Origin of the sequence: Mycobacterium barrassiae (assembly GCF_025822765.1) — a bacterium.
Lineage (GTDB): Bacteria > Actinomycetota > Actinomycetes > Mycobacteriales > Mycobacteriaceae > Mycobacterium > Mycobacterium barrassiae.
In genome coordinates, this window is record NZ_JACKUK010000027.1 from 102,714 (window position 1) to 127,970 (window position 25,257).

The following is a 25,257-nucleotide window of genomic DNA, read 5'->3' on the forward strand; positions in this document are numbered from 1 at the left end:
GATATTCGGCCCATGACGGCGCCGCTGGTACATGGCCTTCCGCCGATCGCAGGCCATGGGGCGCACACGCTGATCCTTGGCAACATGCTCAGCGTGATGTCGGTGGCGTCGGGGCAGTACTACGGCAATCCCCGCAACGCGTTCTGGCGGATCACCGGCGAGGTGTTCGGGTTCGCTCCCGACGACCCGTACGAGCACCGCACCGCTGCGCTGGTGGCGCACGGCATCGCCGTGTGGGACGTGCTGAAGTCGTGCCGGCGAGCGGGCAGTCTGGATTCTGCGGTGCAACCGGATACCATGGTGCCCAACGACTTTGGTCAACTCTTCATCGCACAGCCGCGTATCAGGCGGGTCTTCTTCAACGGTGCCGCCGCGGAGAAGAACTTCAACCGACTCGTCCGAATCGCGCCGGACGTGCAATATCGGCGGCTGCCGTCAACGAGCCCGGCGCAGACCATGCGCTACGAGGACAAGCTGAAGTTCTGGCGGGAGGCCCTCACTGCCGACTAGGACACCGGGGGGCGCCGGTCGGCCCAGGGCCGCGCCTTCTCGATCTGGGCGCTGAGCGACAGCAGCGTCGCCTCGTCGTACGGTCGGCCCACTAGTTGAATCGATGTCGGGATCCCGTTGCCGTCGAACCCCCACGGGACAACGGCAGCGGGCTGGCCGGTCGCGTTGAACATCGCCTGGAACGGCACCCTGGCCGCGACCAGCATCAGCGTCGACACCGCACCGCGCCGCTGGTAGGCGCCGATGCGCGACGGGCCCAACGCCGTGCCGGGCGTGAGGACGACGTCGACGTCGTCGTAGATGGACATGACGCGTTCGGCGAGCGCACTCTCCCCCGCCCTGATCCGGTTCATCCGCTCATCGGAGATCAACCCGCCGATTCGCGCGAAGTTGCGAGTGCGGGGTTCCAGCCGGTCTGGTCTGGGCAGCGCCGAAACATCGTCGTACGCGCCGCGGAAGTACCGCGACAGCGCATGGGTCAGACCGGTCGCCGGATAAGCGGGATCCCGCACGACGACGCGGTGCCCGAGCTCACGCAGCAGCTCGGCCGATTCCTCCACCGCCGCGCGCTGTCGCGCACCCACCCGAGCCACCACCCCCAACGGGACCTTCGTGCTGATCGCAATCCGAAGCGTGCCAGGGTCTTTCGCCGCTGCGGCGACGAATCCGGACTCGTCGCTCGTGACGTCGAGGAACAGTGCCGCGTCTTCGACCGTTCGCGCCATCGGTCCGTTGACGGTCAACCCGTTCCACGCGTCGTCGTGGGGCGCCATCGGCACGCGGTCGCGCTGCGGCTTGAGCCCGAACAATCCACACCACGTCGAAGGAATCCGAATCGACCCCATACCGTCGGACCCGAGCGCCATCGCCGCAAGTCCCGCGGCCACCGCAGCACCGCTTCCGGCACTGCTGCCGCCCGGGGTGTAGTCGGTGTTCCATGGGTTCCTCGTCGCACCGAACGTGAGGGTCTCGGCGAACGACCACAACGTCATCTCCGGCACGTTGGTCTTTCCGACGATGACGGCGCCGGCCTCGCGCAGCCGCCGGACCACCTCGGCGTCAGCGGTGCGGGCGGGTCCGTGGGCGGCGGATCCGATTGCCGTCACCTCCCCCGCCACGTCGACGTCGTCCTTGATGGCGATCGGCACACCGAGCAGCGGCGACCGCTCGCCTGCATCGAGGCGGGCCTGCGCGGCGGCCGCCTGCTCGCGAGCGCTGTCGGCGAGGACGACGCGATAGGCCCGCAGTTCGGGGTCGAGGCGGGCGATGCGTTCCAGATACACCTCGAGCAGCGCGGGTGCCGTGATGGTGCCGTCCGCCAGCAAGCGGGCCTGCTGCGCAGCGCCGGCGAAGGCGACTTCGCGATCGTCCATGTGGCACCTCCGTACCCGTCGTGCGCCGACGACTCGGCCCGTCGGCGCCACGAGTGTCTCGCTAACGTAGCGGAATGTCCTGCGTTTTCTGTGCCATCGTAGCCTGTGAAGCTCCTGCGATAAAGATCTACGAAGACGACGACCACCTGGCGATCCTCGACATCCGCCCGTTCACCAGGGGGCACACGCTGGTGATCCCGAAGCGTCACACCGTCGACCTGACCGATACGCCGCCGGAAACGGTCGCCGCGATGGTGACGATCGGCCAGCGCATCGCGCGGGCGGCACGCCAGTCAGGCCTGCACGCCGACGGCAACAACGTCGTCATCAATGACGGCAAGGCCGCTTTCCAGAGCGTTTTCCACATCCATCTGCACGTTCTGCCGCGGCAGAGCGGCGACAAGCTGTCCTTCGCCAAAGGCATGCTGCTACGGCGCGACCCCGATCGGCAGGAATCTGGGCGCCTCTTGCGGGAAGCGCTCGAGAAACTCGACGCCTCCGAGGAGGAGACATCGTGACATCGCTGTTCGAGAAGGCGGCCGGCCGTCTGTTCGCACTACACAACGAGGTCTATCAGCGGACCAACGGGTGGATCGGCCACCGCGTCCTGATTCTGCCCAGCCTGCTGCTGCACACCGTTGGCGCGAAGACGGGCAAGCCGCGCACCACATCCCTGACCTACGCGCGCGACGGCCACGACTATCTGATCGTCGCCTCCAACGGCGGTTCACCCCGGTCACCCGGCTGGTATCACAACCTGAAGGCCAACCCCGACGTCGAGATCAACGTGGGGCCAAAGAGATTGCGCGTGACAGCGCAGCCGGTGCTGCCCGGCGACCCTGACCGTGAGCGGCTGTGGCGCATCGTCACCAAGTACAACCGGGCCTATCCCGAGTATCAGAAGAGGACCAGCCGGCCCATCCCGATTGTCAGGCTGACGCCAAAAGACTGACTAGAACAGCTCTTTCGCCAGCAGTTCCAGCGTCTTGTCGCGACCCGGTGCGGTCGCGGGGTCGGTGCCGCGACGTGCTGATGCGGCCGGGTTGACCATGACCTCGTCGACATCGAACTCGTCAGCCAGCGCACGAATCTGTTCGGCGGCGTCGGTCGGCGCGCCGACGACGGACCGACGCAGGACTGCCTCGACGATGTGCTCTGCCTGCGGGCTGAGCACCGCGGCTTCGGCGTCCTCGACCAGGTCGAGCGCTCCGAGCGGCTGACCGGTTCGCAGCCGCGCCATCATTTGCAGGTTCGGCAGCGCCAGAGCCATTGCCTCGTCGCGTGTTTCGGCAACCACGGCGTTGACGGTGAGGAACGTCAGGGGTTCAGGCGCCAGGTCGCTCGGCCGGAATTCGGATCGGTACACCGCCAACGCCTCGGCGGTGCCCTGACCGGAGAAGTGGTGGGCGAACACGTACGGCAACCCCTTGGCGGCGGCGAGGTGCGCCGAATACATCGAGGAACCCAAGAGCCACAGCTTCGGCTCCGTCACCGCGGCGGGCGTCGCCTTGAGGATGTAACGCTGGTTCGGGATCGGCACCCGCACGCCCTTGGCGCTCATCAGCGCGACGACGTCGTCGAGATAGTCCGGGAACGCCTCGATGTCCCGATCGTCGCGGCCGGCGGCGCCGCGCAGCGCCATCGACGTCACCGGGTCCGAGCCGGGTGCCCGGCCGATGCCGAGGTCGATGCGGCCGGGATGCGCGGCCTCCAGCAGCGCGAACTGCTCGGCGACGGCCAGCGGCGCGTGGTTCGGCAGCATGACGCCGCCGGAGCCCAGCCGCAGCTGGGTGGTGTGCGCGGCCAGGTGGGCGATGACCACCGGCGGGCTGGTTGCCGCGACCGACGGCATGTTGTGGTGCTCGGCCACCCAGTAGCGGGTGTATCCCAGCCGGTCAGCCGTCTGCGCAAGGGCGGTCGACGCCGCCAGCGCATCCGATGTCGACTGGTCGGTGCGTACCGGCACGAGGTCTAGGACAGAAAGGCGCATGGCAGCAACAACGCTACGACGTGGTCGGTCGTTCCCGCGATTTGTGTGCGTTTTGCTGCGGTGAGCGCTCCTTGGCGCGCACAAATCGCTTGGCCTGGCCGAATATGTCGTCGAGCATGGCCGGAGTGAGCCGCCCGGTGAAGGTGTTCTGCTGGCTCGGGTGGTAGCACCCGATCAGCGTGACCCCGCCGACGTCGGCCGTGGCGCCGTGACCGAACCGCGGGGCGGGTAACCCGATGGCGCCACCGCCGTTGCGCACCATCTCCAGCGCGGCCCGCCACGCGAACCCGCCGAGCGCGATGATCACCCGCACCGACGACTGCGTCAGTCGCCACTCGGCGTCGAGCCACGGCGCGCATACGGCCCGCTCCTGTGGCGTCGGCGCGTTGGCAGGCGGTGCGCAACGCACGGCGGCGGCGACGCGAGTGTCGTTGAGCACCAAGCCATCAGCGGCGTCGACACAGAGCGCCTGATTCGCCAGACCGGCGCGATACAGCGCGGCGAAGAGGAAGTCGCCGGAGCGATCGCCGGTGAAGACCCTGCCGGTTCGGTTACCGCCGTGCGCCGCAGGCGCCAGCCCGACGATCAACACCCGAGGCTGCGACGATCCCCACCCGGGGATCGGTCGTCCCCAGTACGGCTGGTCGGCGTAGGACTTGCGCTTGGCGACGGCGACGTCTTCGCGCCACTTCACCAGCCGGGGACACGCGCGGCACACCGACACCTCGGCGTCCAGCTGCTCGATCGTCGTCACCGCGCGGGCCCGCCGAACCACCTGTGCGGGCGTCGCCGCGACGACGGTTTCGGCCGAAGCCACGTCCCCGGGCCACCTGGCACCGGGGGGTACGGGCGAGTCGAACAGCTCGCCGGTACGCGGATGCGGCAGCTTCGCGTTCACAAGTCCACTGTGCATGCTGGGGAAATAGGCGTGCCGGGCGGCCCTGGCCACTGCTAGATTCTGTCCCGATCCCTATGACGAATAGCAAGCGCGGCCCGCTGTATCTGATCCTGTTCGCCGCGCTTATGGCCGGCGCAGGCAACGGCATCTCGATCGTGGCGTTCCCGTGGCTTGTGTTGCAGCGCAGCGGCTCTGCCTTTGAGGCGTCGCTGGTGGCAATGGCCGGGACGCTGCCGCTGCTGGCCGCGACCCTGATCGCGGGCGCCGCGGTGGATTATCTCGGCCGCAAGCGGGTCTCGATGATCGCCGACGCGTTGTCGGCGGTGTCGGTCGCGACGGTGCCCGTGCTGACGCTGACCTTCGGGGTCGACGCCGTCAACGTGGGTGTGCTTGCGATCCTGGCGGCCCTCGGTTCCTTCTTCGATCCCGCGGGGATGACCGCCCGCGAGACGATGCTGCCGGAGGCGGCCAAACGTGCGGGCTGGACCCTGGACCATGCCAACAGCGTCTACGAGGCGATCTTCAACCTGGCCTACATCGTCGGGCCGGGCATCGGCGGTCTGCTGATCGCCACCCTCGGCGGCGTCAACACCATGTGGGCGACGGCCGCCGCGTTCCTGTTGTCGATCATCGCGATCAGCGTGCTGAAGCTGGAGGGCACAGGCAGACCCGACAAGGACGCGCTGCCGCACAACGTCTGGGCAGGCATCGTCGAGGGACTGCGATTCGTCTGGCACAACCGGGTGCTGCGCACGTTGGCCTTCATCGATCTGGCGGCCACCGGCCTGTACATGCCCATGGAGTCGGTCCTTTTCCCGAAGTACTTCACCGATCGAAACGAGCCCGCGCAACTGGGCTGGGTGCTGATGGCGCTGAGCGTCGGCGGTCTGGTCGGTGCGCTGGGCTACGCCGTGTTGTCGAAGTACATGAGCCGGCGCACGACGATGCTGACGGCGGTCCTCACGCTCGGCGTGGCGATGACGGTGATCGCGTACCTTCCGCCGTTGCCGATGATCCTGGTGTTGTGCGCCATCGTCGGGCTGGTGTACGGGCCGATCGCGCCGATCTACAACTACGTCATGCAGACCCGGGCGCCGCAGCACCTGCGCGGGCGGGTGGTCGGGGTCATGGGATCGCTTGCCTACGCCGCTGGCCCACTCGGATTGATCGTGGCGGGTCCGCTGGCCGACGCCGCGGGTCTGCACGCGACATTCCTGGCGTTGTCACTGCCGATGCTGCTCCTCGGCATCGTGGCGGTGTTCCTACCCGCGCTGCGCGACCTCGACCGTCCGCCTGCCGAACCGCCGAGCTGATCTGGTCAGCGCAGCACCTGCATGCTCGCCACGACGGCGTCGTTGAATTCGATGGGCCGCTGTTCGTAGATCGCGATGTCCGAATCCGGAAGCAACCAGGCCCGGTGCACCTGCGGTGTCTGCTCATCCGGGCAGACCGCCCGCCACACACGGTATTCGGCGGTGCGATCGCCCATCTTGAAAAGGCCGGTGCCATCGCCTGTTTGCGCGGTGATGTCCTCGACACGTTCGGCGGGATAGGGCGGGTCGCCGTGGTGATAGCAGCCCGTCTCGATGGGCGTCTCGAGGTCGTCGATGGTGCCTTCGAAGGCGACGTCGAACCGCAACGGCAGATCGAGATCGCCGCCGGCCGGATAACCGATCACGCCGCGCGTGGCGGGGAACTCCGAATCCTCGAGGACCGCCCAATGCGGCACCACCGCACGGAGAACCTCGACGCCACCGGTGAATTCGGGGTTCGGGATGATGACCGTCGTCGGTGGACCGCCGGGATAGTCCAAGTGGCTTGCGCTGGTCGTAGTAGATGACGGCGCGGACGAGGGTGTGGCTGCGGGCTCGTCGGGTTCGCTTGCGCATGCCGCGCACAACAAGACGGCCGCCGCGGCGACGCAGTTGACGCATTTGTTGGTCCGGTGATCGCCAGACATCACCACAACGTTAAGTCGGCGCTCCGCCCGCCGTCCACCGAATTTCAGCGGGTGACCGCTGTCTCCTGACCGCCGAAGTCCTTGCGGAGCGTCGTCTTGAGCACCTTGCCGGTGGCGTTGCGGGGCAGCTCGGAGATGTACTCGACCCGAGTTGGACACTTGAAGTGCGCCAACCGCTCGCGCGTGTACTCGATGAGCTCGTCGGCGCCCGCCTGCGCACCGTCTTCGAGCACGACCACGGCGATCGGCGTCTCTCCCCACTTGTCGTGCGGCACTCCCACGACGGCCACCTCACGCACCGCCTCGTGACGATAGAGCACTTGCTCGACCTCGATCGGATACACGTTCTCACCGCCGGTGATGATCATGTCCTTCTTGCGGTCCACCAACGTGATGAAACCCTCGGCATCCATGCGCCCCAGATCTCCGGTGTGAAACCAACCCCCACGGAACGCCTCGGCGGTCGCCTCGGGCTTGCCCCAGTAGCCGACGAACACGTTCGGGCCACGCACGACGACCTCGCCCACGGAGTCGACGGCGACGTCGCGATCGGCTTCGTCCACGATGCGTATCTGTACGTGGAACAGCGCCCGCCCGATCGTCCCCGACTTCTCCTTGGCATGTGCAGCATCGAGAAGTGTTGCACCGGGCGCGGTCTCGGTGAGCCCGTACCCCTCCTGGAACGGAACTCCCCTGCCCTGGAAATACTCGAGCACCGGCATCGGACACGGTGCGGCACCGCTGACGGCCAGTTCGAGTGACGATAGGTCGTAGCTGCCGAAATCGGGCACTCCCATGAGGGCGGCCCACATCGCAGGAACAAGAAACTGCACGGTGACGCGCTCGCGCGCCATTGTCGCGAGCGTCTGGACGGGGTCGAACGATGGCAGCAGCGCATTTGTGCCGCCGATGTAGATCAGCGGGAGCGTGTGCACCCCGAGACCGCCCATGTGGAAAAGCGGTGCGACGGTGACGGTCCGGTCACCCTCGCACAACCCGCGTCCGGCGCTGAGGCCGTTGATGACGTTCCACAGCAGGTTGTCGTGTGTGATCATCGCCCCCTTGGGCCGGCCGGTCGTGCCCGACGTGTAGGGCAGGCAGCAGAGGTCGGCGCCGTCCACGTCGACGCCGAGGGGGCCGGGCTCGCCACTGGCGAGCACCTGTTCGAAATCCGCTTCACCCTCTGCGGTTTCACCGCCGACCACCACGCATGAGCGCACTTGCACACCTTCGCCGACCAGCGCAGCGCGAGCCAACTCGCTCAGCTGCGCGGACCATACGAAGGCGACCGCGCCCGAATCGGCGAGCAGATAGGACACTTCGGGCGCCGAGAGTCGGAAATTGATCGGCACGAACACCGCTCCGAGTTTCGCGGCGGCGAACATCGTCTCGAGAAACTCCGCACAGTTGAGCATCAGGACGGCGACGCGGTCACCCTGCTGCACGCCGAGTTCGCGAAACGCCCTGGCAAGCCGGTCGGTTCGGTCGTCGAACGAGGTAAACGTGACGCGTCGGTCGCCGTCGACCAGCGCCACGGTGTCACCGGAGAGGAACGCGCGCCGCGTCGCCCAGTATCCGATCCCGCCGGCGCGGCTGTGCGGTTCATCCATGTGCCTACCTCCTAGCGTGCTGCGGCCGGACCGGCCCGGGCGATTGCGGCCAGTTCCTCACGTGAGCTCGCGCCGACGCGTTGGCACGCGCGGTACACGTGGCCCTCGACGCTGCGGACGGACATCACCAGCCGGTCGGCAATCTGGCGGTTGGTCAGACCGGCCAGCACCAGCTCGACGATCTCGCGCTGGCGACCCGTCAGCGGCTGACCCGCCGGACTGCGCAATGCCGGCGTGCACAGCCCACCGCAGGCGTCACTGAGTTCCTTCGCGACCGCGGCGGCCCACAGTCCGCGCTTGCGCTGCTGAGCCCCGGTGAACGCCACTGCCGCCTGCGCGGCGGCGTCTGCGGCCGCCGCGCGATCCCCGATCGTCTGGTACTCATCTGACGCCGCCAGCAGACCTTCGCCGTCGTTGGCCGCCAGCGATTCCGTGTGCCGGGCAACGGCTTTGGCCAGCGGCAGGCGCAACTCGTCGGCGAGCTCGCGGGCACGCGAAGCTCCCGATGTGGCACCCCACTGCGCGGCGACTTGCAGACACGCCAGTTCGTGGGTCGGCTGATTGCGTTCGCGCGCCACCGCCGCGGCCGACTGCACGGTGGTGACCGCCTCACTGATGCACCCGTTCGCGGCCAGTGACCACCCCGTGGCGATGCTCAGCGCGGTCTGCATGAACAGATAGTCGGGCGGAACGCCGGCCTGCGCCTCGACGATCGCCTCCTTGGCGGCTGCCGCCTCGCCGAGTTTCGCGTGCGCCTCGGCCAGCGAGAAGCAAGTGGCAGGACGTAAACCGGTTGTGACACCGTGTCTTTCGGCACCGGCAAGTGCCTCGTGTAGGAGTTTCACCGCGGACCGGATGTCACCGCGCATCAGCGCGGAGACCCCCATCAGGGAGGCCAGGTTGGCGTAGGCCAGGCTGGGGACCTCATGTGCCGAGTCGGCGAGCCGTTCGACCATCGCCACACATTCGTCGATCCGACCTGTCAGCCTGCACGCCCTCGCGTAGACGCTGCCGAACCAGAACCGCATGTGCGACGCCTGGAATGACGTGATGGACCGGTCGAGGGCCGCTTGTGCCACGGCGGTGAGGTCGTCTCCCCGGCCCAGTGCGCCGAGCGCCATTGTCAATGCCACCGAGGCCATCATCGCGTGAAAATCCGACAACACGCCGGAATCCAGTACCGCTATGGCTTTTTCCGCCGCAGCGTCACACCGGGCGGACGCCGCGTCGACGCACGCCTCTATCACTCTCCGCGCGGCGACATCGGCGGGTGACTCCTCACCACGAGCCAGTTCCTCGAGCAGGTCCGCGGCGTCACTGCAGCGGCCGAGCATCCAGACCATGTTCGCCGCGCGCAACGTGGCCCACTGGTGCGCCCCTTCGGCGCCATCGTCACCGATCGCCCGCAGCACCTCCTCCGCCTGCGGACCGCGGCCGAGAAGCAACAGGTTCATCGCGCGCACGCCGAGGGCGTCGGGCGCGCCCGCCGACGCTGCCGCAGCGGCGAAGCGGTCGGCCAATTCGAGGTCCAGCAGCCTCATCGCGTACTGCGCCGCCGAAAGGCACAGCTGCGGATCCGCGGGTTGGTCGGACTCCAGCGCGAGCAGGGCCCGGCGCACCGTCGCCTGCGAATCGACGTCCGGATCTCTCGCCAGCCGCTGCGCCAGCCGACCACGGATCTTCGACAGGTACATCTCGCCGACGCCCGCCCGGCGGAGTTCGCCGTACAGCGGATGCGCGAGTCGGGCCATCAGTCGACCGCCGGAGCGCTCGATGGTGATCAGGTGCATCTGCTCGGCGATCTCGAGATCGTCCCGTCCCACCAGATCGCAGAGCACATCGACCGCCAGCGGCTCGCACTGAGACAGGGTGTCGACGACGAGGGCCACCTCCGGCGTTAGTTCGTGCAGTTGCCTGCCGACCATGTCGCTGATGCTCTGCGACACCGCGACGTCGCCGTCCCACATCCAGACGCCGGAAATCCTTCGCATCCGGCCCGCGGCCACCTGGTCGTTGACGAGCTGATGCAGGAACAGCGCATTCCCGCCGGTGAGTTTCCAGAAGCGGCGCGCGCTGCGGGCGTCGACGGCGCCACCAAGGGCGGCCTCGATCACGACGCCCGTCGCCTCGACCGTCAGCGGCTCCAGGTCGAGGCGCGTGAGCAGGCCGTCCTTCCAGAGGGCGGTGATCGCGTCGGGCGGTTCTGCACCCGCGCGCAACGTCACCACGAGGCGGGCGCCACGACTGTGCGCGAGCTGATGGACGACGTGGGCGGACAGTCCGTCGAGCAGGTGGGCGTCGTCGACCCCGATCAGGATCCGGCCCTGACGATGTTGGGCGACAAGGGAATTGATCACGTGCCGCACGTTGGGCAGGGGATCGCCCTGCGGATCGCTGATCAGCGCGGTGAACGCGCCGAGCGGAAGCGCCCGCGCGGATTCGGTGCCGACGATCCAGTTCGTACGTTCGCCGGCAGCCTCGGCGCGCGTGAGTACTTCGCGTGCGAGCCGGGTCTTCCCGACGCCCGCGGCCCCCACGATCACGACGCCGCAACCCCTACTTCCGCTGAGCGCGCGCCGAATTGTCGAGAGCTCACCGTCGCGACCCGCCAGCGGATCCCCGCTGATCACGGCGCGACTATAACCCCGTCTGGCCTGGTAGCGACTGCGAATGACGGGGATTGCCGCCGCGGCGTTTCACGTGCGAGGCGTGCGGGGTAACCGGGACTGGATGTGATGCGGACCACAACGAAGGCAGGCCATGTACCAGCAAGTCCTTGATCCGGTTGCCAACTCGCTCGCGTGGAGTGCCGTGGTCGCGGCGATACCGCTGCTGCTGCTGTTCGTCATGCTGGGCGCGCTGAAGGTGACCGCGTGGGTGGCGTCGCTGATTTCGCTGGCCGTCAGCATCGTGATCGCCATCGTGGTCTACGGCATGCCGGTCGGACAGACACTGCTCGCAGGCAGCGAGGGCGCCGCGTTCGGGTTCTTCCCGATTCTGTGGATCGTCATCAACGCGATCTGGGTGTACCAGATGACCGTGGAGACGGGACATTTCGACGTCTTGCGCAGATCGTTCAGCCAAGTCAGCGACGACCAGCGGATCCAGGCCATCATCATCGCGTTCTCGTTCGGCGCCTTGATCGAGGCGCTGGCCGGGTTCGGCACACCGGTCGCGGTGACCTCGGTGATGCTGATGGCGCTCGGCTTCAAGCCGCTGAAGGCCGCCGTCATCGCGCTGGTCGCCAACACGGCGCCCGTCGCGTTCGGCGCCATGGCCACACCCATCATCACGCTGGGCAAGGTCACGGAGCTGCCCGCCGACACGCTCGGCGCGATGGTGGGGCGGCAGACGCCGATCCTGGCGCTGTTCGTCCCGCTGGCGTTGGTCGCGATCGTCGACGGCCTGCGCGGCATCCGCGAAACCTGGCCGGCGGCGGTGGTCTGCGGAGTGGTGTTCGCGCTCAGTCAGTTCGCAACGTCGAACTTCCTGTCGGTGCCGCTGGCCGATGTCGTGGCGTCGCTGCTGTCCGCGGCGGCGGTGGTGGCGCTGGTGCGATTCTGGCGACCGAGGCACGCGTACACCGAGCAGCCGGCGGCGGTTGCGGGTGGCGCGGCCAACGATGCGCCACCCGATTTCGCGCAGCGGGTCAAGAACGCCGATGCCCGCGCCGATTCGCGCGCCGACGTCATCCGGGCGTACGCGCCGTACGCGATCATCATCGCGGTTTTCGTCGTGTGTCAGATCTCGGCGGTGAAGAGTTTCCTCGACAAGGCCACGGTCGCGTTCAACTGGCCGGGGCTCCACATCGTCGACCCGGACGGTGATCCGTTGTCGCTCACGAAGTTCAGCCTGAACCTGCTCACCACTCCGGGCACCCAGATGCTCTTCGCGGGCATCCTCACGATGGTGGCGTTGAAACTGTCGGTGCCGCGGGCGCTGAAAGCCTATGGTGCGACACTGCACCAACTCCGGTGGGCGATCGTGACCGTCATGGCGGTGCTGGCGCTGGCGTTCGTGATGAATGTGTCGGGCCAGACGATCACGCTCGGCACCTGGATGGCGGCCGCGGGAGGCGCGTTCGCGGTGCTGTCGCCCATCCTCGGCTGGCTCGGTGTCGCGGTCACCGGATCCGACACCTCATCCAACTCGCTGTTCGGCGCGTTGCAGGTGACCGCCGCCAATCAAGCCGGGCTGTCGGATGTGCTGATGGCGGCGTCGAACAGTTCGGGCGGCGTGCTCGGCAAGATGGTGTCACCGCAGAACCTGGCGATCGCGGCGGCCGCGGTCGGTCTCGACGGTAAGGAAGGCGACATCTTCCGCCGCGTCGTGCTGTGGAGCCTTGGGTTCCTGCTCCTGATGTGCATCCTCTCGGGGCTGCAGGCGTCGCCCGTACTGGACTGGATGGTGCCGTGATGCGGGCTTGTAGGATCAACCCGTGAGCGCGGATGTGCTGGACCGGTTGATCGCCGAGTTGCCTGAGGGCGCCGTCGTCACCGATCCCGACATCCTGGCGTCCTACCGGCAGGACCGCGCCTTCGATCCGAGTGCGGGCACACCGCTGGCGGTGGTGCGCCCGCGCTGCACCGCGGACGTACAGGCGACGCTGCGGTGGGCCACCGCCCACAGGATCGCGGTCGTGCCACGCGGCATGGGCACCGGGCTGTCCGGCGGCGCAACGGCTCTCAACGGCGCGATCGTGCTGACCACCGAGAAGATGCGCGACATCACCGTCGATCCCGTCACCCGCACCGCTGTCACACAGCCCGGTCTGCTCAACGCCGAGGTCAAGAAGGCCGTCGCGGAGTACGGGCTGTGGTATCCGCCGGATCCGTCGTCGTTCGAGATCTGCAGCATCGGCGGCAACATCGCCACCAACGCCGGCGGGCTGTGCTGCGTGAAGTACGGGGTCACGACGGACTACGTGCTCGGTGTCGAGGTGGTGCTCGCCGACGGCACCGCGGTCCGGCTCGGCGGGCCACGGCTCAAAGACGTCGCGGGGCTGTCGCTGACCAAGCTGTTCGTCGGCAGTGAGGGCACGCTCGGCGTCATCACCGAAGTGACACTGCGTCTGCTGCCACCGCAACAGGTCGCCAGCACGGTCGTCGCTTCCTTCGACTCGGTCGAAGCCGCGGCGCAATCCGTCGTCACGATCACCGGCAAGATGCGGCCGTCGATGTTGGAGTTCATGGATTCGGTGTCGATCAACGCCGTCGAGGACAAACTGCGGATGGGCCTTGACCGCAGCGCCGCCGCGATGATGGTGGCCGCGACGGACGATCGTGGCGTCTCGGGTATCGAGGATGCCGAGTTCATGGCCGATGTGTTCACGAAACACGGTGCGAAGGAAGTCTTTTCGACATCCGACCCGGACGAGGGTGAGTCCTTCGTCGCGGCCCGCAGGTTCTGCATCCCCGCCGTGGAGTTGAAGGGTTCGCTACTGCTGGAGGACGTCGGCGTCCCGCTTCCTGCGTTGGCCGAGCTGGTCAGCGGGGTGGCGAAGATCGCCGCCAATCACGACCTGTTGATCTCGGTGATCGCGCACGCAGGCGACGGCAATACGCATCCGCTCATCGTCTACGACCCCGCCGATGCGGCCATGACCGAACGCGCCCATCAGGCGTTCGGCGAGATCATGGATCTGGCGGTCGGACTCGGCGGAACGATCACCGGCGAGCACGGTGTCGGTCGTTTGAAACGGCCATGGCTCGAGGGGCAGATCGGCCCGGAGGCGATGGAACTCAACCGGCGAATCAAGGCGGCCCTGGACCCGGACAACATCCTCAACCCCGGCGCCGCGATCTGATGTTGTGTGCATTCGGGAGCGCTGAGCGCTCGTTTTCGCACACAAATCGCAATTCTATTGACAAGATCATATGGGCTGTCGTACCAATGAGACATGACAGCTGCTCTGTCTCAGAGCTCTCGACCCCGCTTTGAACTCGCGACCGCCGAGTCGTGGGCGAACCCCTGGGGGATGTACCGGGCGCTGCGTGACCACGATGCCGTGCACCACGTCGTGCCCCCCGACCGACCCGATCACGACTATTACGTGTTGTCGCGGCACGCCGACATCTTCGCGGCGGCGCGCGACCACGAGACGTTCTCGTCGGCGCAGGGTCTGACGGTCAACTACGGCGAACTCGATCTCATCGGACTGGCCGACAATCCGCCGATGGTCATGCAGGATCCGCCGGTGCACACCGAGTTCCGCAGGTTGGTGTCGCGCGGCTTCACACCTCGGCAGGTCGAGGCCGTCGAACCGAAGGTGCGCGAATACGTCGTCGAGCGGATCGAGCGCATCAGGTCCAACGGCGGCGGCGACATCGTCGCCGAGTTGTTCAAGCCGCTGCCGTCGATGGTGGTCGCGCACTATCTCGGTGTGCCCGAAGGGGATCGCGACAAGTTCGACGGGTGGACCGAGGCGATCGTCGCGGGCAACACCGTCGAGGGCGGCGTTACGGCGGCGCTGGGCGACCTCGGCGATGCGCTCGGCGAGATGATGGCCTACTTCACCGCGCTGATCGAGAAGCGCCGCGCCGAGCCCGAGGACGACACGGTCTCCCATCTGGTGGCGGCCGGGATCGGCGCCGACGGCGACATCGCCGGTGTGCTGTCGATTCTCGCTTTCACGTTCACCATGGTCACCGGAGGCAACGACACGACGACGGGCATGCTCGGCGGCTCGGTACAGCTGCTCCACCAGCGGCCCGATCAGCGAAAGCTGTTGGCCGACAACCCTGATCTGATCCCCGACGCGATCGACGAGTTGCTGCGCCTCACCTCACCGGTACAGATGCTCGGCCGGACGGTGACCCGAGATGTCGCGATCGGCGATACCACCATCCCCGAAGGCAGGCGCGCGATGCTTCTCTACGGGTCCGCCAACCACGATGAACGCCAGTACGGCGACGACGCGGGTGACCTCGATGTGATGCGCAAACCGCGCAACATTCTGACCTTCAGCCACGGCGCCCACCACTGTCTGGGCGCGGCGGCCGCGCGTATGCAGTCGCGAGTCGCGCTGACGGAGCTGTTGACACGCATTCCCGACTTCGAGGTCGACGAGGACGGAATCGTCTGGGCCGGAGGAAGTTACGTACGCCGCCCCCTCTCGGTTCCGTTCAGGGTGGTCGCCTGATGGCCGGCGACTGGTTGGCCGAGCGGCGCACCGAGGTGGCCGCCGACCGCATCCTCGACGCGGCGGACCAACTGTTCGCCCAGAAAGAGGCCGCGACCGTCGGCATGCACGAAATCGCCTCGGCGGCAGGCTGCTCCCGTGCGACGCTGTACCGGTACTTCGAGAACCGCGAGGCGCTCTACACCGCGTACGTGCACCGTGAGTCGTACCGGCTCTACCGCGAGATGACCGATCAGCTGAACGCGCTGCACGATCCGCGCGAACGCCTGGTCGAGGGCATACTGACATCCCTGCGGAATGTCCGTGAAAGTCCCGCGCTGTCATCGTGGTTCGCGATGACGCAGCGCCCGATCGGCGGCGACATCGCTGAGCAGTCGGAGGTCATCAGGACGTTGACCGAGGCGTTCGTCATCTCCTTGGCGCCCGACGATCCGAAGCTCGTCACGCACCGGGCCCGCTGGCTGGTACGGGTGATCACGTCGCTACTGGTCTTCCCCGGTCACGACGAGGCCGACGAGCGCGCGATGATCGAGGAGTTCGTGGTACCGATCGTGGTGCCGTCGACACAGGCCACGCCAGGCTAGGACGTCAGGCCACCCAATACGCCTGAGCCTTGATGGATTTGCGCGGTATGCGGTAGTCCTCGCGCAGCACCTTGGCGACCGCGCGGGTGGTGCGGTTGTCGCACGCCACCCAGCCGAAGTGGTCGGAGGCGTCGAACACCGACGAGCTGATCACCTGGATCAGCGCCTCGCCGTTGTTCTTGCGGTCGACCCACTCGACGTCGGCGGCGCGACCACGGACCGGCAGTTGCTTGTCGTCCTCGTGAGCGGCCTCGAGAAACACCCATGACGGCGTGTCTCCGATCGCGTCGAGCAGCGAGTTGATCGCGGGTAGCGAGGCGGTGTCGCCGACGATGATGTAGCCCGCCGGCTCCGGTTGGGGCAGCGCAAAATTGCTGCCGAGCACCGTCACGTCGACGGTGTCCCCCGGCTGCGCGTTCTGCGCCCAGTTGGCCGCGACGCCGTCATGCAGTGCGAACTCGATGGACACCGTGCCCGCCTGCGGGTCGGGGTCGACGAGCGTGTACCCGCGCTGGTGCAGCTTGTCCCCGTCGGCGAACCACATCCGGATCCACATCGTCGGGTGCAGCGCATGCGCGGCCAGGAGGCCGTCGGCGGCAAAGGTCAGTCGCAGGTAGTGCGGGCTGAGGTGGTGTCGTTCCGTGACGGTCAGCGTGTGATCACCCGCGCCCAGCAGCTTGAGCACCGCGCCGGGCAGTCCACGCGAGAGCTTCGTTTCGGACATACAAGTTAGGGTACCCTAACACGAGCGTCAATTGGTGCGCACGCGGGTGAAGCGGTGCAACAGCCAGGCCAGCGGCACCGTCACCACGAACGTGATGATGAACAGCCACCACATCGAGCCGGTGTAGATCGGGTACCGGACGATCTCGACCATCACCAGTTCCATCGTCACCAGATGGATCAGGAAGATCTCGTAGGAGATCTCGCCGAGGAACACCATGGGGCGCGACGCCAGGAACCGCGCGTAGAGGCCGCGGTCCCCCAGCGCCAGCGGGGCCACCATCAGCGTCGCGATCACCGCGTAGAAGCCCGTCTTCACCAATGCCTCGCGCAGTTCGGTCGGCGACGTGGTGGGCTCCCCGCCGATGGGAGTCGACACGATGAAGTAGCAGATCACCGCGAGCGGAATGCACGCGAGTCCATACGCCCGAACTCCCAGCGGCTGCAGCGCGGCGAGCACCATGCCGCCGATGAACCAGACGAGATAGGTCGGCAGCCAGAGTCGCGCGGCGTCGGGCAGAAAGTCGGTGGTGTGCACCAGGATCAGCCACACCGGACTGATCAACGCCAGAACGCCGAGGCCGGTCAGCAACAGGCCGGGTCGCCACCGTCGCCGGCACAGCAGCACCAGCAGCAGATACGCCAGCAGCGGCAACACGACGTAGAACGCGACCTCGACCGCCAGGCTCCACATCTGCGTAAGTCCCTGGTGCAGAAACGAATACAGGTAGTTGTCCGTGTAGATCTGAGTCAGCGTGAGGTTGCGGAACAGGCCTTCCCAGGTATGTCCGGGGTTCGGCCCCGCGGTGCGGAAGTGGTACAGCAGGTATGCGGCCAGCACGGTGACGACGTAGGCGGGCATGATGCGTCGCACCCGGTGCCAGGCGTAGCGGCGCACCGACGGCGGCGCACCGCCCGTCGCGGCCGCCTTGACCCACGGACCGAAGAGCAGAAACCCGGAGAGCACGAAGAACACCGGCACACCGATCTCGGCGCGTGACCAGACCAGGCCGATGTAGCCGTGCGTGTACTTGCCGGTGGTGTAGGCGGCGTGGGTCAGCATGACCAGCAGCGCCGCGACCGCGCGAACTCCGGTCAGCGAGGCGACGCGCTCAGGCTTACCGACGGACTCCAGACCGCCCTGTGCGTCAACGCTGCCGGACAGGGTCATTTGGACTTGTGGCCGGATTTCCCGCCTTTTCGTGGCGGACGATCGGGTTGGAGATTGATCAGGATGCCCTGAATGCGGGTACGCTCCAAGGCTTTCACGGTGTCACGCGACAGTTTGGCGGGCAGTTCCACCAAGGAATGGTCGGGCCGGATCGAGATGTGCCCGAAGTCGCTGCGGTGCAGACCGCCCTCGTTGGCGATGGCGCCGACGATCGCGCCGGGACTCACCTTGTGCCGCTTACCCACCGCGATCCGATACGTCGCGAAGCCCTGCCCCGGTTTGCGTTGCTTCGGCCCGCGCTCGCGGTCGGCGCGTTCCGGGCGGTCGCGACGCTTCTCCGGCGGCGGCTCCTTCATCAGGAACTGCTCGCCGTCGCGCGTCTGCGCCGCCAGCGCCGCGGCGATGTCGACCATCGGGACGTCGTTCTCGCGTTCGTAGTCCTCGATCATCCGCCGGAACAACTCGAAGCCCGGGGCGGTCAACGCGTCGGTGATCGAGTCGCGGAACTTCGCCACCCGCTGTGCGTTGACGTCCTCCACCGTGGGCAGTTCGGCTTCGGTGAGCTGCTGACGGGTCGCCTTCTCGATCGCCTTGAGCATGTGCCGCTCCCGCGGCGACACGAACAGCAGCGCCTGTCCCGAGCGACCCGCGCGACCGGTGCGCCCGATGCGGTGGACATAGGACTCGGTGTCGTGCGGAATGTCGTAGTTCAGCACGTGCGAGATGCGTTCGACATCCAACCCGCGGGCCGCGACGTCCGTCGCGACCAGGATGTCGATGGTGCCGTCCTTGAGCGCGGTGATCGTGCGCTCACGTTGCGCCTGCGGGATGTCACCGTTGATCGCGGCCGCCGAGAAACCGCGGGCCCGCAGTTTCTCCGCGACCTCCTCGGTGGCCTGTTTGGTGCGAACGAAGACGATCATCGCCTCGAACGGCTCCACCTCGAGGAGACGGGTCAGGGCGTCCATCTTGCGTGGACCGGCGACCTGGATGTAGCGCTGCGTGATGTTCTCTGCGGTGGCCGTTTTCGATTTGACCGACACCTCGACGGCGTCGTGCAGATACTTCTTGGTGATCTTGCGGATGCCGGGCGGCATCGTGGCGGAGAACAACGCCACCTGCTTGTACTCGGGGGTGTCGGCGAGGATGCGTTCGACGTCCTCGGCGAAACCCATCTGCAGCATCTCGTCGGCCTCGTCGAGCACCAGATAGTCGAGGTGGGTGAGATCGAGCGTGCCCTTCTCCAGATGGTCGATCACCCGACCCGGAGTGCCGACCACCACCTGGGCGCCGCGCCGCAGACCCGCAAGCTGCGGACCGTAGGACGAGCCGCCGTAGACGGGCAGCACATTGATCTGGGGCAGATGGGCACCGTAGCGGCTGAACGCCTCGGCGACCTGCAATGCCAACTCTCGCGTCGGCGCCAGCACCAACGCCTGGGTGTCCTTCTTGCCGGGATCGATTTTCGACAGGATCGGGATGGCGAACGCCGCGGTCTTACCCGTGCCCGTCTGCGCGAGGCCGACGACATCGGAGCCGGCCATCATCGGCGGAATGGTGGCGGCCTGGATGGCCGAGGGCGATTCATATCCGACGTCGCCGATAGCCCGCAGCACCGAAGGGTGAATCTGCAGGTCGTCGAAGGTCAGATCTTCCCGGCTCGCGTCCGGGTCGGAGGACGTCATCAGTCGTCGAGTCTAGTGCCCGTCACCTGCCCGACCCGCCGCGCGGCCTGCGAGATCACCGTGCCGGGTTTCGGTACCGTTGCGCAGCGTGAAGTCGGCGGTCGTGATTGGGATGTTGACAGTCGGGATCGCAACGGCGGTTAGCGGGTGCGGATCGAGCGACTCCACCGCCTCCAAGACTCCCGGACCAACTGCGCCCCAGGTCAGCACTGCACCGCCGAGCGCGCCGATCGCGTCGGGACCGAGCCCCGCCGCGGATACCGCCGATCCGTGCGGCGTCAACCTGGCCGCACCCGCGATCGCCGCCGCGGTGTCGGAGTTGCCGCGCGACCCACGCAGCAATCAGGGCTGGAATCCCGAGCCGCTGGCGGGCAACTACAACGAATGTGCTCAGTTGTCCGTGGTGATCGTGAAGGCCAACACCAACGCGGAGAACCCGAACACCCGCGCCGTGATGTTCCATCTCGGCAAGTTCATTCCCACCGGCGTGCCGGACACCTACGGTTTCAACGGCATTGACAACGCCGTGAGCACCGGAGACACCGTCGCGCTGCGGTATTCGAACGGCGCTTCGGGGTTGGACAGCGTGGTGCGGTTCCGCTGGAACGGCAACGGTGTGGAGCTGATCGGCAACACGGGTTAGCTTTCTCCGCCGGGACTGCTGACAGATCGCGTCTGAGCGTGTAATCGCGATCTGTCAGCAGTCTCGGCGGGCATGAGATGTCGCCGCGCTCACCTACAGTGGCAGCGTGTTCGTCTCCGGCGACAGCGTCATCTACAGCGCCTCGGACCTCGCAGCGGCAGCCCGCTGTGAGTACGCCCTGCTGCGTGCATTCGACGCCAAACTGGGCCGGGGGCCCGCCGTCACCGTCGAAGACGAATTGCTCGCCCGCACCGCCGAGCTCGGCGACCAACACGAGCAGCGCCACCTCGACGAGCTCCGTGAGTTGAACCGGGAGAACGTCGCGATCATCGGTCGGCCGCCCTACACCGTCGACGGATTGACCGCGGCGGCCGAGGCCACCATGCGTGCCGTCGAACGCCGGGCGCCGGTGATCTACCAGGCCTCGATGTTCGACGGCCGGTTCGCCGGCTTCGCCGACTTCCTGGTGCTCGACTCCGACGAGTACCGGTTGCGCGACACCAAGCTCGCGCGTTCGGTCAAGGTGGAGGCGCTCCTGCAGCTCGCCGCGTACGCCGACGCCCTGATCCGCGCAGGCGTCCCGGTGGCGTCCGAGGTCGAGTTGGTGCTCGGCGACGGCGCCACCGCCACATATCGCGTCGACGAGATTCTTCCGGTGTACCTGGCCAGGCGCACCGCTCTGCAGAAGCTGCTCGACGACCATCTCGCCTCCGGTACCGCGGTGGCGTGGGAGGACGAGGAGGTGCGGGCGTGCTTCCGCTGCCCGGAGTGCGAGATTCAGGCCCGCGCCAACGACGACCTGCTGCTCGTCGCCGGAATGCGGGTGAGCCAGCGGGCACGTCTCATCGACGCGGGCATCACCACGGTCGCCGACCTCGCCGCGCATACCGGCCCCGTGCCCGAACTGTCGGCGCGCACCGTGGCGGCGTTGACGGAGCAGGCACGGCTGCAGATCGCACCGCGGGTCGACGGTAAGCCGCCGTATCAGGTCGTCGACGCGCAGCCGTTGATGGTGCTGCCGGACGCGAACAAGGGTGACCTGTTCTTCGACTTCGAAGGTGACCCCCTGTGGACCGTCGACGGCCGCGATTGGGGCCTGGAGTACCTGTGGGGTGTGCTCACCGTCAACGACGAGTTCCATCCGTTCTGGGCACACGACCGCGCCAGTGAACGCCAGGCGCTGATCGACTTCCTCGCGATGGTGCGCAAACGGCTCAAGCGCTACCCCGACATGCACATCTACCACTACGCGGCGTACGAGAAGAGCACGTTGCTCCGGCTGGCGGGCCGTTACGGCGTCGGTGAGAACGACGTCGACGATCTGCTGCGCAACGGCATCTTGGTGGACCTGTACCCGTTGGTGCGCAAGAGCATTCGGGTCGGCACCGAGAACTACAGCATCAAATCACTCGAACCGCTGTACATGGGCAACGAGCTGCGCAGCGGCGAGGTGACCACGGCCGCCGATTCCATCACCCAGTACGCGCGCTACTGCGCGCTGCGCGATGAGGGACGGGCCGAGGAGGCCGCGGGAGTGCTCAAGAAGATCGAGGACTACAACGTCTACGACTGCCGATCGACGCGCCGCCTGCGCGACTGGTTGATGGCGCGCGCCATCGAATCCGGTGTCCCACCGCGCGGTCCGCAGCCGGTGCGCGACGAGGAAGTCATCGAACTGGGCGACGATCTCGACCGCAAGCTACTGAAGTTCGCGGGTGACGGCGTCGCGCCGCGCACCGCCGAGCAGACCGCCGTGGCAATGGTGGCCGCCGCCAGGGGTTTTCACCGTCGGGAGGACAAGCCGTTCTGGTGGAGCCACTTCGACCGCGTCAACAACCCTGTCGACGAGTGGGCGGACAACAGCGACGTGTTCATCGCCGACGACGCGGTCATCGTCAACGACTGGCACCAGCCACCGAAAGCGCGTAAGCCGCAACGGCACGTCCGACTGATCGGCGGCATCGCGAACGGCGAACTGTGCCAGGAGATGTACGCGTTGTACGACCCGCCCGCACCCACCGGCCTGTCCGACGACCCCGACCGGCGCGGCTTCGGAACGGTGACAGTCGTCGGATGCGACAACCCCGAGGCGCCCACCGAGGCGCTGATCATCGAGAAACAACCCAAGGGCGGCGATGTCTTCGACCAGCTGCCGTTCGCGCTGACACCGGGTCCACCGTTCAACACCAAACCGCTGCGGGAATCGATCGAGGAGACTGCGTCAGCAGTGGCGGTGGGCCTGCCGAACCTGCCCTGCGACGCCGTCACCGACATCCTGCTGCGGCGCCCCCCGCGCACGAAGAGCGGCGGCGGCCTGCCCCGCAGCGGCGTGATCATCGACGACATGACCGCCGCGCTTCGAGATCTCGATTCGTCCTATCTCGCGGTGCACGGGCCGCCGGGCACCGGAAAGACGTACACCTCGGCGAGGGTGCTCGCGCGTCTGGTCAACGAGCACGCGTGGCGTATCGGCGTGGTCGCGCAGTCGCATGCGGTGGTGGAGAACCTGTTCCGCGACGTGCTGGACGCCGGGGTCGACGGGAACCAGGTCGCCAAGAAGCTCAACACCGTGAACTCGGGCTGGACCGATCTGGAAAATCCCGAGTTCGCCGGCTACATCGCCGACCACGCCGATCGGAAAATCGGCTGTGTCGTCGGGGGTACGGCGTGGGACTTCGCCAACGCCAACAAGATTCCGCGACGGTCGCTCGATCTGCTGGTGGTCGAGGAGGCGGGTCAGTACAACCTCGCCAACACCATCGCGGTCGCGCCGTCGGCTCACAATCTGCTGTTGCTCGGCGACCCGCAGCAGCTGCCGCAGGTCAGCCAGGGCACCCACCCGGAACCCGTCGACACCTCCGCGCTGGGCTGGCTCATCGACGGAAGGCACACGCTGCCAGCCGAATTCGGCTACTTCCTCGATCGGTCGTATCGCATGCACCCGGCGGTCTGCGCGGCGGTCTCACGGCTGGCCTACGACGGCCGCCTGCAGTCGTACGACGAGGTCACCACGGCGCGCTGCCTCGCCGGACAGCCGCCAGGGGTGCGCGTGCTGACCGTCGAGCACACCGGCAACTCCACCGAAAGTCCCGAGGAAGCCGATGCGATCGTCGCCGAGATCGGCGGTCTGCTCGGCACCGACTGGACCGACAAGAACGACACGGTGCCCCTGGCACAGGAACACGTGCTGGTCGTCACGCCCTACAACGCACAGGTTGTAACGCTGCGCAGGCGGCTCGACAGCGCGGGGCTGACCAACGTCGAGGTGGGCACCGTCGACAAGTTCCAGGGCCGGCAGGCGCCGGTGGTGTTCATTTCGATGACGGCCTCGTCAGCCGACGACGTCCCGCGCGGAATCGCATTCCTGCTCAACCGGAATCGACTCAATGTCGCGGTGAGCCGCGCCAAGTACCTCGGTGTCATCGTGCAGTCGCCGCTGCTGACCGAATACCTGCCCGGCTCCCCCGACCGCCTCGTCGAGCTGGGCGCGTACCTGTCGCTTTCGCCGTGTGATAAACCCACGGGGTGAGCTTGACCGAGCGGCTGGCCGAGATCGTCGGACCCGGCTATGTCAGCGCCGACGCCGACGTGCTCGCCAGCCGCAGCGTGGACCACACCGGGCGCTACCGCGGGCGGGCCGCTCTGCTCGTGCGGCCGGGCTCCGCCGACGAGGTCGCCGCGGTGTTGCGCGAATGCCGCGATGCGGGCGTGTATGTCACCGTCCAGGGCGGCCGCACCTCACTGGTGGCCGGGACGGTCCCCGAACACGACGACGTGTTGTTGTCGACCGAGCGACTGCGTGACATCGGCGACGTCGACGCGGTGGAACGGCGAATCCGGGTCGGCGCCGGCGTCACGCTCGCCGAAGTGCAGCGGGCGGCGTCGACGGCTGGGCTGGTGTTCGGTGTCGATCTGGCGGCCCGCGACTCGGCGACCGTCGGCGGGATGGCGTCGACGAACGCCGGCGGGCTGCGCACGGTCCGGTACGGCAACATGGGTGAACAGGTCATCGGACTGGACGTGGCACTGCCGGACGGCAGCGTCGTGCGCCGCCACAGTCAGGTCCGCATGGACAACACCGGCTACGACCTGGCCTCGCTGTTCATCGGCGCCGAAGGCACGCTCGGCGTCATCACCAGTCTTGACCTGAGGCTGCATCCCGCGCCGAAGAGCCGGGTCACGGCGATCTGCGGGTTCGCCGATCTTGACTCGCTCATCGAGACGGGTCGCGTCTTCCGTGAGATGGACGGCATCGCGGCGTTGGAGTTGATCGACGCCCGCGCCAGCACCCTGACCGCCGAACACGCGGGAGTGTCGGCGCCCGTCGACGGCGCGTGGCAGCTGCTGATCGAACTCGTCGGCGACACCGACCAGACCGAACGGCTCGCCGAGGCGCTCGAGGAAGCTCAGCTGGTCGGCGAGCCTGCAGTCGGTGTCGACGCCGCCGCTCAGCAGCGGCTCTGGCAGGTACGCGAGGCCATCGCCGAGGTGCTAGGTGTGTACGGCCCGCCGCTGAAATTCGATGTCTCGCTGCCCCTTTCGGCCATCGCGGCGTTTGCCGGCCAAGCCGTCGAGCTGGTCGCCGAGCAGGCCCCGAATGCCATCCCGGTGTTGTTCGGACATATCGGCGAGGGGAATCTGCATCTCAACCTGGTGCGGTGCGAGCTGGACGCCGACCGCGAACACGCGCTGTATTCGGCGATGATGGCGCTGATCGCGCGCCTCGGCGGCAACGTCAGCTCCGAGCACGGCGTCGGTACCCGCAAACGCGATTACGTGGGGATGTCGCGCACCGAGTCCGACATCGCCGCGATGCGGGCTGTCAAAGCGGCGTTCGATCCGACCGGTTATCTCAACCCCGCGGTGCTGTTCGGCTAGTCCGCCCCGTCGCGAGAAGACGCGAAAACCCCCTATTTCCACCGAATATGGGGGTTTCGCGATCCCCGACTGCGTGTGGGCCTAGCTCGCG

The 25,257-nt window shown here is 67.3% G+C and carries 20 protein-coding genes; 11 read left to right on the top strand and 9 right to left on the bottom strand.

Annotation, left to right across the window (positions count from 1 at the left end; genetic code table 11):
* The first annotated feature begins 12 nt into the window (after positions 1-12).
* Positions 13-510: a DNA-deoxyinosine glycosylase gene (locus H7J93_RS17550; protein ID WP_267307565.1), complete on the top strand. Its 498-nt coding sequence runs from the start codon at positions 13-15 to the stop codon at positions 508-510.
* Here H7J93_RS17550 and H7J93_RS17555 read toward each other — a convergent pair.
* Positions 507-1,883 carry an amidase gene (locus H7J93_RS17555; RefSeq protein WP_267307566.1) on the bottom strand — a complete coding sequence of 459 codons (1,377 nt, stop codon included), beginning with the start codon at positions 1,881-1,883 and terminating at the stop codon, positions 507-509. The genes H7J93_RS17550 and H7J93_RS17555 overlap by 4 nt on opposite strands.
* 74 nt (positions 1,884-1,957) lie before the next feature.
* On the opposite strand from H7J93_RS17555, the gene H7J93_RS17560 reads away from it, so the two are divergent.
* On the top strand, positions 1,958-2,401 hold the full coding sequence (locus H7J93_RS17560; protein WP_267307567.1) for an HIT family protein: 444 nt from the start codon (positions 1,958-1,960) through the stop codon (positions 2,399-2,401).
* A complete protein-coding gene (locus H7J93_RS17565; RefSeq protein WP_267307568.1) occupies positions 2,398-2,835 on the top strand; it encodes a nitroreductase family deazaflavin-dependent oxidoreductase in 438 nt (145 codons plus the stop codon). Before H7J93_RS17560 ends, H7J93_RS17565 begins: the two co-directional genes overlap by 4 nt.
* Here the strand turns inward: H7J93_RS17565 and H7J93_RS17570 are convergent, their stop codons facing one another.
* On the bottom strand, positions 2,836-3,873 hold the full coding sequence (locus tag H7J93_RS17570) for an LLM class flavin-dependent oxidoreductase (protein WP_267307569.1): 1,038 nt from the start codon (positions 3,871-3,873) through the stop codon (positions 2,836-2,838). It lies immediately after the preceding gene.
* Between the two features lie 13 nt (positions 3,874-3,886).
* Entirely contained in the window at positions 3,887-4,786 is a 900-nt protein-coding gene (locus H7J93_RS17575; protein WP_267307842.1) for a uracil-DNA glycosylase, read from the bottom strand.
* A 59-nt stretch (positions 4,787-4,845) separates the two neighbouring features.
* On the opposite strand from H7J93_RS17575, the gene tap reads away from it, so the two are divergent.
* The gene (tap, locus tag H7J93_RS17580) at positions 4,846-6,084 is read left to right on the top strand and encodes a multidrug efflux MFS transporter Tap (protein WP_267307570.1); all 1,239 of its coding nucleotides are present in this window, start codon (positions 4,846-4,848) and stop codon (positions 6,082-6,084) included.
* Positions 6,085-6,089: 5 nt separating this feature from the next.
* Here the strand turns inward: tap and H7J93_RS17585 are convergent, their stop codons facing one another.
* Genes H7J93_RS17585 through H7J93_RS17595 form a run of 3 tightly spaced genes read right to left on the bottom strand, consistent with a single transcriptional unit; the run spans position 6,090 to position 10,971 of the window.
* Positions 6,090-6,731 carry a hypothetical protein gene (locus H7J93_RS17585; RefSeq protein ID WP_267307571.1) on the bottom strand — a complete coding sequence of 214 codons (642 nt, stop codon included), beginning with the start codon at positions 6,729-6,731 and terminating at the stop codon, positions 6,090-6,092.
* 44 nt (positions 6,732-6,775) lie between these two features.
* Positions 6,776-8,341: an acyl-CoA synthetase gene (locus H7J93_RS17590; protein ID WP_267307572.1), complete on the bottom strand. Its 1,566-nt coding sequence runs from the start codon at positions 8,339-8,341 to the stop codon at positions 6,776-6,778.
* Positions 8,342-8,352: 11 nt separating this feature from the next.
* Positions 8,353-10,971, bottom strand: coding sequence for a LuxR C-terminal-related transcriptional regulator (locus H7J93_RS17595; RefSeq protein WP_267307573.1), 2,619 nt, complete (start codon positions 10,969-10,971; stop codon positions 8,353-8,355).
* A 130-nt stretch (positions 10,972-11,101) separates the two neighbouring features.
* Between H7J93_RS17595 and H7J93_RS17600 the strand changes: the two genes are divergently transcribed.
* The 4 genes from H7J93_RS17600 to H7J93_RS17615 all read left to right on the top strand — a co-directional run bounded on the left by H7J93_RS17600 (position 11,102) and on the right by H7J93_RS17615 (position 16,066).
* The gene (locus H7J93_RS17600) at positions 11,102-12,757 is read left to right on the top strand and encodes an L-lactate permease (protein WP_267307574.1); all 1,656 of its coding nucleotides are present in this window, start codon (positions 11,102-11,104) and stop codon (positions 12,755-12,757) included.
* 22 nt (positions 12,758-12,779) lie between these two features.
* Positions 12,780-14,147, top strand: coding sequence for an FAD-binding oxidoreductase (locus H7J93_RS17605; protein WP_267307575.1), 1,368 nt, complete (start codon positions 12,780-12,782; stop codon positions 14,145-14,147).
* A 93-nt stretch (positions 14,148-14,240) separates the two neighbouring features.
* Positions 14,241-15,482 (top strand): cytochrome P450, encoded by a 1,242-nt coding sequence (locus H7J93_RS17610; protein ID WP_267307576.1) that lies wholly within the window; start codon positions 14,241-14,243, stop codon positions 15,480-15,482.
* Positions 15,482-16,066 carry a TetR/AcrR family transcriptional regulator gene (locus tag H7J93_RS17615; RefSeq protein ID WP_267307577.1) on the top strand — a complete coding sequence of 195 codons (585 nt, stop codon included), beginning with the start codon at positions 15,482-15,484 and terminating at the stop codon, positions 16,064-16,066. Before H7J93_RS17610 ends, H7J93_RS17615 begins: the two co-directional genes overlap by 1 nt.
* Positions 16,067-16,070: 4 nt before the next feature.
* Here the strand turns inward: H7J93_RS17615 and H7J93_RS17620 are convergent, their stop codons facing one another.
* Genes H7J93_RS17620 through H7J93_RS17630 form a run of 3 tightly spaced genes read right to left on the bottom strand, consistent with a single transcriptional unit; the run spans position 16,071 to position 19,645 of the window.
* Entirely contained in the window at positions 16,071-16,790 is a 720-nt protein-coding gene (locus H7J93_RS17620; RefSeq protein WP_267307578.1) for a siderophore-interacting protein, read from the bottom strand.
* A 27-nt stretch (positions 16,791-16,817) separates the two neighbouring features.
* Positions 16,818-17,960 (bottom strand): acyltransferase family protein, encoded by a 1,143-nt coding sequence (locus tag H7J93_RS17625; RefSeq protein WP_267307579.1) that lies wholly within the window; start codon positions 17,958-17,960, stop codon positions 16,818-16,820.
* Entirely contained in the window at positions 17,957-19,645 is a 1,689-nt protein-coding gene (locus H7J93_RS17630; RefSeq protein WP_267307580.1) for a DEAD/DEAH box helicase, read from the bottom strand. Before H7J93_RS17630 ends, H7J93_RS17625 begins: the two co-directional genes overlap by 4 nt.
* A gap of 112 nt (positions 19,646-19,757) precedes the next feature.
* Between H7J93_RS17630 and H7J93_RS17635 the strand changes: the two genes are divergently transcribed.
* The 3 genes from H7J93_RS17635 to H7J93_RS17645 all read left to right on the top strand — a co-directional run bounded on the left by H7J93_RS17635 (position 19,758) and on the right by H7J93_RS17645 (position 25,166).
* Positions 19,758-20,288, top strand: coding sequence for an LppP/LprE family lipoprotein (locus tag H7J93_RS17635; protein WP_267307843.1), 531 nt, complete (start codon positions 19,758-19,760; stop codon positions 20,286-20,288).
* A gap of 106 nt (positions 20,289-20,394) precedes the next feature.
* Positions 20,395-23,817: a TM0106 family RecB-like putative nuclease gene (locus tag H7J93_RS17640; RefSeq protein ID WP_267307581.1), complete on the top strand. Its 3,423-nt coding sequence runs from the start codon at positions 20,395-20,397 to the stop codon at positions 23,815-23,817.
* A gap of 2 nt (positions 23,818-23,819) precedes the next feature.
* On the top strand, positions 23,820-25,166 hold the full coding sequence (locus H7J93_RS17645) for an FAD-binding oxidoreductase (RefSeq protein WP_276022122.1): 1,347 nt from the start codon (positions 23,820-23,822) through the stop codon (positions 25,164-25,166).
* Positions 25,167-25,257: the final 91 nt, after the last annotated feature.

Coding starts and splice junctions, on each gene's coding strand:
- H7J93_RS17575 (WP_267307842.1), bottom strand. CDS start 4,786: ATGCACAGTGGACTTGTGAACGCGAAGCTGCCGCATCCGCGTACCGGC.
- H7J93_RS17555 (WP_267307566.1), bottom strand. CDS start 1,883: ATGGACGATCGCGAAGTCGCCTTCGCCGGCGCTGCGCAGCAGGCCCGC.
- H7J93_RS17635 (WP_267307843.1), top strand. CDS start 19,758: ATGTTGACAGTCGGGATCGCAACGGCGGTTAGCGGGTGCGGATCGAGC.
- H7J93_RS17620 (WP_267307578.1), bottom strand. CDS start 16,790: ATGTCCGAAACGAAGCTCTCGCGTGGACTGCCCGGCGCGGTGCTCAAG.
- H7J93_RS17630 (WP_267307580.1), bottom strand. CDS start 19,645: ATGACGTCCTCCGACCCGGACGCGAGCCGGGAAGATCTGACCTTCGAC.
- H7J93_RS17600 (WP_267307574.1), top strand. CDS start 11,102: ATGTACCAGCAAGTCCTTGATCCGGTTGCCAACTCGCTCGCGTGGAGT.
- H7J93_RS17585 (WP_267307571.1), bottom strand. CDS start 6,731: ATGTCTGGCGATCACCGGACCAACAAATGCGTCAACTGCGTCGCCGCG.
- H7J93_RS17615 (WP_267307577.1), top strand. CDS start 15,482: ATGGCCGGCGACTGGTTGGCCGAGCGGCGCACCGAGGTGGCCGCCGAC.
- H7J93_RS17625 (WP_267307579.1), bottom strand. CDS start 17,960: ATGACCCTGTCCGGCAGCGTTGACGCACAGGGCGGTCTGGAGTCCGTC.
- H7J93_RS17560 (WP_267307567.1), top strand. CDS start 1,958: ATGTCCTGCGTTTTCTGTGCCATCGTAGCCTGTGAAGCTCCTGCGATA.
- H7J93_RS17590 (WP_267307572.1), bottom strand. CDS start 8,341: ATGGATGAACCGCACAGCCGCGCCGGCGGGATCGGATACTGGGCGACG.
- H7J93_RS17570 (WP_267307569.1), bottom strand. CDS start 3,873: ATGCGCCTTTCTGTCCTAGACCTCGTGCCGGTACGCACCGACCAGTCG.
- H7J93_RS17610 (WP_267307576.1), top strand. CDS start 14,241: ATGACAGCTGCTCTGTCTCAGAGCTCTCGACCCCGCTTTGAACTCGCG.
- tap (WP_267307570.1), top strand. CDS start 4,846: ATGACGAATAGCAAGCGCGGCCCGCTGTATCTGATCCTGTTCGCCGCG.
- H7J93_RS17550 (WP_267307565.1), top strand. CDS start 13: ATGACGGCGCCGCTGGTACATGGCCTTCCGCCGATCGCAGGCCATGGG.